Source organism: Pseudomonadota bacterium, assembly GCA_034660915.1.
Taxonomy (GTDB): domain Bacteria; phylum Desulfobacterota; class Anaeroferrophillalia; order Anaeroferrophillales; family Anaeroferrophillaceae; genus DQWO01.
This window is the reverse complement of record JAYEKE010000196.1, coordinates 1-8,756: the sequence shown is the minus strand read 5'-3', so window position 1 is coordinate 8,756 and position 8,756 is coordinate 1. Positions and strand designations below refer to the sequence as shown.

The 8,756-nt window shown below is 50.8% G+C and carries 8 protein-coding genes; 2 read left to right on the top strand and 6 right to left on the bottom strand.

Going from position 1 to position 8,756, the window contains the following annotated elements; genetic code table 11:
* Positions 1 to 25: 25 nt before the first annotated feature.
* Both U9P07_11215 and acs read right to left on the bottom strand, forming a co-directional pair.
* A complete protein-coding gene (locus U9P07_11215) occupies positions 26 to 1,042 on the bottom strand; it encodes a 2-hydroxyacyl-CoA dehydratase family protein (GenBank protein MEA2109977.1) in 1,017 nt (338 codons plus the stop codon).
* A gap of 97 nt (positions 1,043 to 1,139) precedes the next feature.
* Complete coding sequence (gene acs / locus U9P07_11210) at positions 1,140 to 3,119, bottom strand: acetate--CoA ligase (protein MEA2109976.1); 1,980 nt, start codon at positions 3,117 to 3,119, stop codon at positions 1,140 to 1,142.
* 726 nt (positions 3,120 to 3,845) lie between these two features.
* Between acs and U9P07_11205 the strand changes: the two genes are divergently transcribed.
* Complete coding sequence (locus tag U9P07_11205; GenBank protein ID MEA2109975.1) at positions 3,846 to 5,753, top strand: propionyl-CoA synthetase; 1,908 nt, start codon at positions 3,846 to 3,848, stop codon at positions 5,751 to 5,753.
* 28 nt (positions 5,754 to 5,781) lie between these two features.
* Positions 5,782 to 5,919 carry a hypothetical protein gene (locus U9P07_11200; GenBank protein MEA2109974.1) on the top strand — a complete coding sequence of 46 codons (138 nt, stop codon included), beginning with the start codon at positions 5,782 to 5,784 and terminating at the stop codon, positions 5,917 to 5,919.
* A gap of 42 nt (positions 5,920 to 5,961) precedes the next feature.
* Here U9P07_11200 and U9P07_11195 read toward each other — a convergent pair whose 3' ends face one another.
* The 4 genes from U9P07_11195 to U9P07_11180 all read right to left on the bottom strand — a co-directional run.
* Positions 5,962 to 6,900: an SAM-dependent methyltransferase gene (locus U9P07_11195; GenBank protein ID MEA2109973.1), complete on the bottom strand. Its 939-nt coding sequence runs from the start codon at positions 6,898 to 6,900 to the stop codon at positions 5,962 to 5,964.
* Positions 6,901 to 7,040: 140 nt separating this feature from the next.
* Complete coding sequence (locus U9P07_11190) at positions 7,041 to 7,376, bottom strand: histidine triad nucleotide-binding protein (GenBank protein MEA2109972.1); 336 nt, start codon at positions 7,374 to 7,376, stop codon at positions 7,041 to 7,043.
* Positions 7,377 to 7,574: 198 nt separating this feature from the next.
* Positions 7,575 to 8,456: an ARMT1-like domain-containing protein gene (locus U9P07_11185; GenBank protein ID MEA2109971.1), complete on the bottom strand. Its 882-nt coding sequence runs from the start codon at positions 8,454 to 8,456 to the stop codon at positions 7,575 to 7,577.
* Positions 8,457 to 8,552: 96 nt separating this feature from the next.
* On the bottom strand, positions 8,553 to 8,756 hold a 204-nt coding region (locus U9P07_11180; protein MEA2109970.1), incomplete at its 5' end, for a dihydroxy-acid dehydratase.

The following is an 8,756-nucleotide window of genomic DNA, read 5'->3' as shown; positions in this document are numbered from 1 at the left end:
GATGATTTCGCGGCGGGAGTGATTGTCAGAAAAATGGATGGGGATGTGGAGTTTTCTGACGGCCCTGGAGCATTTCAATAAATGTTTCCAGCCGGGTGATGGTGCGGCCGTCCACCGGGGCCGGTCGGTCACCCTCGATGGTCAATACTGGAACCGGCAGCTCTTTTTTAATGATGATATCTTCAATCTGGCGGAAACAGAATGACTGGACATAGTGGATGATGCCGTCAATCCGCCGCCTGTCGATTTCCGCTTTGATGTCGGCAATCCGACCACTGACGGCATAGGGGTAAGTATAAGCCAGATACTGGCCGGCCAGGTCCAGGTTCCCGGCACCAGGCATACTGAATTGTCTCTGGACCTCGTTGAATACTACTTCCACCCCGAGTTCTTTAATGACGGGATAAAAATTACTGATGATCGGCGGGACGCCGATGATCCCTAAGCGGAGAGTTGGTGTTTTCGGTTGGCGCCGCCGGGCTGCCTGCAGGAAAGTATTGAGGTCATGGCTGAAATGTTTCGGACTGCCGCTAAAATCACTTGCGCTTACCAGGAAGCGATGGTTTTCTTCCCCGCTCACCCGTCCTTCTTCCCAGATTAAACGGTCCAGCTCCTCCAGTTGCCGGCGAATGGCATCAAGATTTCGCTTGCAGTCTTTGACCTTGTCCCGGGAAACCCTGAAATAGCGGCGAAATTCCTCCAGCTCCTGCTCCATGGCTTTGGGGTTGCGGTTTAAGGGGAAGGCAAAAGGAATAATCTCCACCCCTTCATATTCCAGCACTTCAGCCAGGGCATGGGTGCTGCTGCAGTCGCCGCTGACCACCGCAACCACCTTTCTGATCCCATGTTTTTTTATAGTGGAGTAAATTCCCTTAATCCAGGCGCAGCTGGTGGCGGGGAAGTCGGATTCCTCGGCCTGCTCAATTAATGATCCTGGATGTGGATCGCCAATAAAGAGATTATTTAAGTCACAGGGTATGAGTCCGGCAGCATAAATAATTTCCACCGGAATACTGGAGGTAAAGCCAATGTGGTTGATCATTATTTATCAGAAGTCAGGAGTTAGAAGTCAGGAGTCGGGATAATGAAGAAAAAAGGCGGGCCTGAGCCCGCCTTTTTGGTAAGAGATAAACGTAAAATTAACCGCGGTTTTCCCGGGTGTCAACCAGGCCTTGAACCACGGAGGGGTCAGCCAGGGTTGAGGTGTCGCCGAAGCCTTTAGGATCGACTTCATTGGCGGCAATCTTGCGCAGGATGCGGCGCATGATTTTCCCGGAGCGGGTTTTTGGCAGTGCCGGTGCCCACTGGATCATATCCGGGCTGGCGATGGGCCCAATCTCCTTACGGACCAGAGTGACCAGTTCTTTCTTGAGCGCGTCAGTGCCTTCGACGCCGGAATTCAGGGTAACGTAAGCATAGATGCCCTGTCCCTTGATTTCGTGCGGCATACCGACAACCGCGGCTTCGGCGACCTTATCGTTCAATACCAGGGCGCTTTCTACTTCAGCGGTACCCATCCGGTGGCCGGAGACGTTGATAACGTCATCAATGCGGCCCATGAGCCGGTAATCACCGTTTTCTTCGCGCATGGCGCCGTCACCGGTGAAGTAATAGCCGTCATACTGGACGAAATAGGTCATTTTGAAACGTTCTGGGTCGCCGTAGACGCCGCGCATCAGACCAGGCCATGGCCGGCGGATACACAAGGCTCCTTCCCCCGGACCTTTAATTTCGACGCCAGTGGCGGGTTCAACGATCAATGGGTCGCAACCGAAGAACGGGGTAGTGGCATAGCCGGGTTTCATGTCGATGGCGCCGGGCAGGCCGGTAATCAGGATACCGCCGGTTTCAGTCTGCCACCAGGTGTCGACGATCGGGCATTTGCTCCGACCGGGCAGCTCATAATACCACTTCCAGGCTTCCGGATTGATGGGTTCGCCAACGGTACCCAGCAGGGTCAGGCTGTCAAGTTGGTCAAGGCGACTGGTGACGTATTTGTCGCCTTGGCCGGCAATGGCGCGGATGGCGGTCGGCGCGGTATAGAGGGTGTTGATTTTGTGCTTGCCGATGATATCCCAGTAGCGGCCGGCATCAGGATAGTTGGGTACTCCTTCAAACATAACGCTGGTGGCACCGTTGCATAAGGGGCCGTAAACGATGTAGGAATGCCCGGTGACCCAGCCAATATCGGCGGCACAGAAGTAAATGTCGCCGTCATGATAATCAAAGATATTTTTATGGGTAAATGAGGTATAGACCAGGTAGCCGCCGGTGGTGTGGATAACCCCTTTGGGTTTGCCGGTGGAGCCGGAGGTATAGAGCAGGAAGAGCGGATCTTCGGCGTCCATCCATTCCGGTTCGCAGTTAGCATCGACTTTGGCCATCTCATCTTGGTAAGAGAGGTCAAAACCATCCTTCATGGGTGCGTCAACCTCGTCTACGTGGTTGACAATAACGGTATTTTTAACCGTCGGACACTGGGCCACGGCGGCATCGACGTTCTTTTTCTGGTCGATAACCTTGGCGCCGCGGAAGTAGCCGTTGCAGGAGATGAGAAAATTGGAATCGCAATCCTGGATCCGGTCTTTCAGGGCGTCAGCCGAGAAGCCACCGAAGACGATGGAATGCATGGCTCCGATTCTGGTACAAGCCAGCATGGTAATGGCCAGCTCGGGAATCATCGGCAGGTAGATGGTTACCCGGTCGCCTCTTTTGACGCCATGGGCCTTCATGACGTTGGCAAACTTGCAGACCAGCTCATGCAGCTCCTTGTAGGTGAATTTCTTATCGACCGTGGGTTCGTTGCCTTCGAAGATGATCGCTACCTGATCGCCGCGTTTTTCCAGGTGGCGGTCAAGGCAGTTGTAGGAGACATTCAACTTGCCGCCCAGAAACCATTTCAGGTAGACTTCATCCTTGCTGAATTTCCAGTCTTGAACGGTGTCCCATTTTTTGAACCAGGTGACATACTCTTCGGCGATCCGGGACCAGAAGCCATCGTTATCGCTGATGGATTCATCGTACAGTTTCTGGTATTCTTCCCGGCTTTTGAAGTACGCTTTTTTGCGGAACTCTTCCGGTACCGGATAGACTTTTTTCAGTTCTGTTGCGTCAGCCATGAAAATCCTCCTTCTCTGTAAAAGTTAAGTGATGTTTTCCACTAAAATCTGGCTTCATAATAAAACTTTGAAACCAGACTACTTGCCCGGCTCAGTTTGCGGGAATTACCGCAGTATTATGGTTGTCATTTGTAAAACGCACTGTCTGTTGTTTTTAGATTAATGTTTCATTGAAAGTGTTGATGTGTGGCCACATGCCCGGATAATCATTGCGTTTTTACCAGGCTTTTAAGTATACAGTAAAACAAGAGTGTTTATTTATTATACCGATAATTTTTTTCTATAAGAGGAGCAGGAAAATGTCAAGGGAAAAATGATGGTTAAACTGAAGGGGCATTCATCTTAACTTTGTGCAATTATTCATTTATTGCCGCAACATATGTTCTTGACATGGGCCCTGTCTATGGTTTATGAGAGTTAATATTGTATACATGTATGGAAAATGCTTCGCCCTGCTTGTCGCCCTGGTTTGCACCTTTGCTTCGCCCTGCTTCGCACGGGGACAGAATTGAATTCTGAATTCTGTCACCACATCGAGACAATTTGTAAGTAGTACGCGAGTGTTTACTTATAAATGCAGGAATATATTTCATATTTTGAGGATTATAATTTGAGCCTAACTTGAGCCTAACGCGGTAATCGAGCAAAAAGGCCATTTTTCAAGGTAGCCTACAGTTGCCTGATGAGCTGGTAATTATAGATAACCACTAGATTGAGGAGGACAGTATGGGGAAATATGATGAGGTGTATCGTCGTTCCATTGAAGATCCGGATGGTTTCTGGGCGGAAGCCGCCGAGGATGTGCAATGGGTAAAAAAATGGGATAAGGTGTTGGATGACTATGGCAAGCCCTATTTTTACCGCTGGTTTACCGGCGGGGAACTGAACAGTTGCTACAATGCAGTCGATTATCATGTGGAAAACGGCCGGGCTGACCAGGTAGCCATTATTTACGACAGTCCCCAGACCAACACGGTTAAAAAAATTACCTATCGCGAATTTCAGGACCAGGTTTCCCGTTTTGCCGGGGTGATCCGGGCTCAGGGGCTGAAAAAAGGGGATACGGCCATTATCTACATGCCAATGATTCCCGAAACCCTGGTGGCTATGCTGGCCTGTGCTCGTATTGGGGTGGTTCATTCGGTGGTTTTCGGTGGTTTTGCTCCCAATGAACTGGCAATCAGGATCAATGATGCCAAGCCGAAACTGATTATCTCCGCTTCCTGCGGACTGGAAGGCGCAACCAAGGTTATTGCTTATAAACCGCTGCTGGACAAAGCCATTGAGCTGGCTGAGGTAAAACCGGATAAATGCATTATTTACCAGCGGCCACAGGTGCAGTCCGAGCTGATTGCCGGTCGGGACCTGGATTGGGATGATTCCATGGCAGTGGCCGAACCAACTGAATGTGTTACCGTGGCCGCCACTGATCCGCTCTATATTCTCTATACCTCCGGAACTACCGGGATTCCCAAAGGGGTGGTGCGCGATAACGGTGGGCACGCGGTGGCGATGAAATGGAGCATGCGTAATGTCTATGATGTGCAGCCCGGGGATGTGTACTGGGCGGCATCCGATGTCGGCTGGGTTGTCGGCCATTCCTACATTGTCTACGCGCCTTTGATGCTGGGCTGTACCACCATCGTTTATGAGGGAAAACCTGTGGGTACCCCGGATGCCGGCGCTTTCTGGCGGGTGATTTCCGAGCACAAGGTCAAGGTGTTGTTTACGGCGCCGACGGCTTTTCGGGCGATCAAAAAGGAAGATCCCAATGGTGAGTTGCTGAAAAAGTATGACCTCTCCTGCTTTAAATATCTCTTCCTGGCCGGTGAGCGTCTCGATCCCGATACCTACCATTGGGCTTCTGATCTGTTGCAGAAACCGGTCATTGATCACTGGTGGCAGACGGAAACCGCCTGGGCCATTGCCGGAAACTGTATGGGGATTGAACCTCTCCCCATCAAACCCGGATCACCTACCAAACGGGTGCCCGGTTTCAATGTCCAGATTATTGACAATGACGGCAAGGAGTTGGGGCCCAATACCGAGGGCATCGTTACCATCAAGCTGCCGCTGCCGCCAGGCTGCCTGCCGACCTTGTGGGAGCAGGACCAGCGTTTTAAGGAATCCTACGTCAGTATGTATCCAGGCTACTATTTCACCGGTGATGGTGGTTATATTGATGATGAGGGCTATGTTTACATCATGGGCCGGGTGGATGATGTTATCAATGTTGCCGGTCATCGCCTGTCCACCGGCGGCATGGAAGAGATTGTCGCCACCCATCCCGATGTGGCCGAATGCGCGGTCCTGGGAGTTGAAGACAATCTGAAAGGTCAGGTCCCCCTGGGGTTTTTCGTCCTTAAATCCGGGGTTACCAAGGACCCTGAAGAGATTGCCAAGGAGTGTGTGCAGATGGTTCGGGAGCAGATCGGCGCCGTTGCCTCTTTCCGTCAGGCGACGGTAGTAAATCGCTTGCCCAAAACCCGTTCCGGCAAGATCCTGCGTGGCACCATGCGTAAAATTGCTGATAACGAGGATTTCCGCATGCCGTCCACCATTGACGACCCGACAGTTCTTGATGAAATTGCTGAAGCGGTGGTGCCGCTGGGCTACGGCAAGGGGAAGAAGTAAAAGAAACTGGTTACAGGGATATCCCGGCATGGCTCTCGCTCATTCTCGCCGGCCGTCCATGGCCGGCTTCCGAGGCGTCCGCCGCGAATCACATCGTGTGATTCGTTCGGCGGCCAATACCGCTATGAGCCAAGCCCGGATATCCCGGATTATTACTGCTTCATAAGTTACAACTGAAAACGCCGGGGTTGAAAAACCCCGGCGTTTTTTATGTTTCTTTGCGGATCAGCAGCATTCCCTGGTATTCCGCCACATGTTCATAAAATTCAAGTAATATCTCCTGTTCTTCGCTGGTGGGCCTGCCGGTGGTCAGCAGGTAATTGATTTCATCGTCAAAGCGAACCTGGAGCAAATCCATCAGGTGGAAACGCCTGACTTTGAAACCCAGCATCACAGCAGCGGCTTCCAGGTGGTCAAAACGAATGGTGTATTCATCATGGTCCTTGAGTTTGACCTGGCGGGGATTTTTATCCCGCCGGTCATAGGTCCGCAGCTGGATGGAAAAGGGATAGGGAAGTTCGGTGTCGGCGCCGTGTTCGGTAATAAATATTCGTTGAATATCGGTTTTGGCCAGTTGTTCAATGAAGAGCAGGGCTCCCAGGTTGAGATTAAAAAAATCGGGGAGATCAGTGATATCCAGCCGGTAGGTAGCGATCAGGCGAGCTACTTCGCCCAGCAATTCATCGGCGTCCAGATTGCTCAGGTTTTCCGTAGGTACCGGGCTGACGATTTCCGTCCTTTCCAGGCGGGGGCGTAAAAGTTTTTGTTCGATTCGGGTGGCGGTGGGAAAATCGGCGATGATCTCATTGGCAATCAGCAGGTCTACGGGTTGCCGTAAGCTGGGCAAAAAAGAAAAAATATCCTGGCAGATAAATTCAGCCGGACTGTCTTTCAGGGTCTGTTGCTGTTGTTTAAGCAGAAAACCGGAGATGTCTACCATGGTCAGCTTTTTCGGCTGAACCATGGTCAGCAGCCCGGCCATCAGTGAGCCATAGCCGCCGCCCACCTCAATGATGTTTTCAGGTTGTGCCGACAGTTCTGCTGTTTCCCGCAGATATTTCCCCACCAGGCTGCCATAACTTGCCGGCTGTTTCAAGGCTTTGGCATAAGCTGATTCCGCATTGGCCAGGCTCTGGCAGATGGTCATTTCCCAAAGCAGGCTGGGATGATCAGCACAGTAGAAAGATTCAGTGCGGTTTATATAAGGTTCAAGGTTCAAGGTATAAGGTATAAGGTTTAAGGTTTAAGGATAAAGGTATACTGGCCAGCCGTATACTTTGCACCGTTCTACACCGGCAGCTGCCGGCCGCCGATCAGGTGGTAATGAACATGGAACACTACCTGCCCACCCTCCTTGTTGGTGTTGACCAGGGTCCGGTAGCCGCTCTCAGCTACCCCGTATTCACGGGCCAGATGTTTGACCGCCCGGTGGACTTCGGCAATGACTTCCATTTCATTATCGGGAATATCGTTCAATGTGTCATAATGTTTTTTGGGAACGATCAGAAGATGCACCGGCGCTTTGGGGTTGATGTCCTTGAAGGCCAGGATCTGATCATTTTCATAAATAATTTCAGCGGGTATTTCCTTGGCAATGATTTTACAGAACAGACAGTCAGACATGATTTATCCTCCTTATTTGTTTTTCTACCATGAAGGACTTGAAGAGTTAAATAAAAACAAGAAAACTCTCACAGAGGCACAAAGCCACAGAGAAAAACAAACTTTTTTAGGTGTCTCTGTGCCTCTGTGTCTCCGTGAGAAAAAACAAATGAAAAATCAGAGTGTAAAAAAATGTTTTTTTCAGATATTGCATTGCAGTTATTTAAGCTTACCCTGCTTTCTGCGGTGGTATTTGAAGATTGTGCTTCCCACTTCTACTTTCAGATCATCGGCGACTACCGGGCATTTGCATTGGAGCAGAAAAAATATGGCCTGCTTACTTTGGCTTAAAGCTTCATAGTTCCCCTGCCCTTTGGCAATAATCATGGTGGCATGATAAAACCAGTCAGCCATTTCCGGACTCATCTCATCTTCCAGCAGTGCCGGTGCCCGGCAACCGCTGTTGATAATTCCGGCAACTTCAGCCATCCCCACCTGCTCGGCATCAACTATGGTTACATCATTGATGATCGGAGTGCCGCGGACGGCAAATCCCACTTTAAGCTGGGGATAGGCGGCCTTCATCTGAGAAATAAAAATTTTATCGGCAACAATTTCTCCGGCGTTATCACCGATATACAACAATTTCGTGGTTCCCGGTAACTGCTGTTCAAAAGCGGGAAAATCATCAAGATCAAAATGGTCCGGGATTTGGCTGTTCAAGCCTTCGCTGACTTTAAATCCTTCGTGCTGAACCCCAAAGTCTATCAGGTTGCCGGAAATTGCCAGGGACGCGGCCGCCCGTAAGCGGTTTGGTTTTTGCGCAATAATTCTTACCAGTTCCGGCAGGGCTGCCAGCGCCTGGCGGTTGGAGGCGGTTTTAATCTCCTGATACGGGTCTTCAATGCCGGTTTCCCTGGCAACAATTTCGTAGACGGTTTTGGCAATCCTGGGAGGAGAATATGCCAGCGGCAGGGTGGGCAGGGCCTGCATGACCTGGTCAAGCACCCGTTTTTGCTCTGTTTCCTGATCGGTTATCAGGCGCAATGAGGCCAGTGCCTGGCGCAGGAAGCATGGATAGCAGTCGAGATAAGTATGCATGAATTTACGGTGTACGGTTTACGGTATAAGGTATAAGGTTTAAGGTTTAAGGTTTAAGGTTTTTACCTTGTACCGTACACCCTACACCGTATACCGTTATTTAAACACTGCTCCGGTATTGGCGGAAGTTACCAGCCGGGCATAACGGGCCATGTAGCCAGTGGTGATCTTGACCGGCAATGGCTGCCAGTTTTCCCGGCGCTGGGCCAGCACGTCATCGATCACTTTCAGGGTCAGGGTCTTGCCGGGAATATCAATGGCGATGATATCGCCCTCTTCAACCAGGCCGATCAAGCCGCC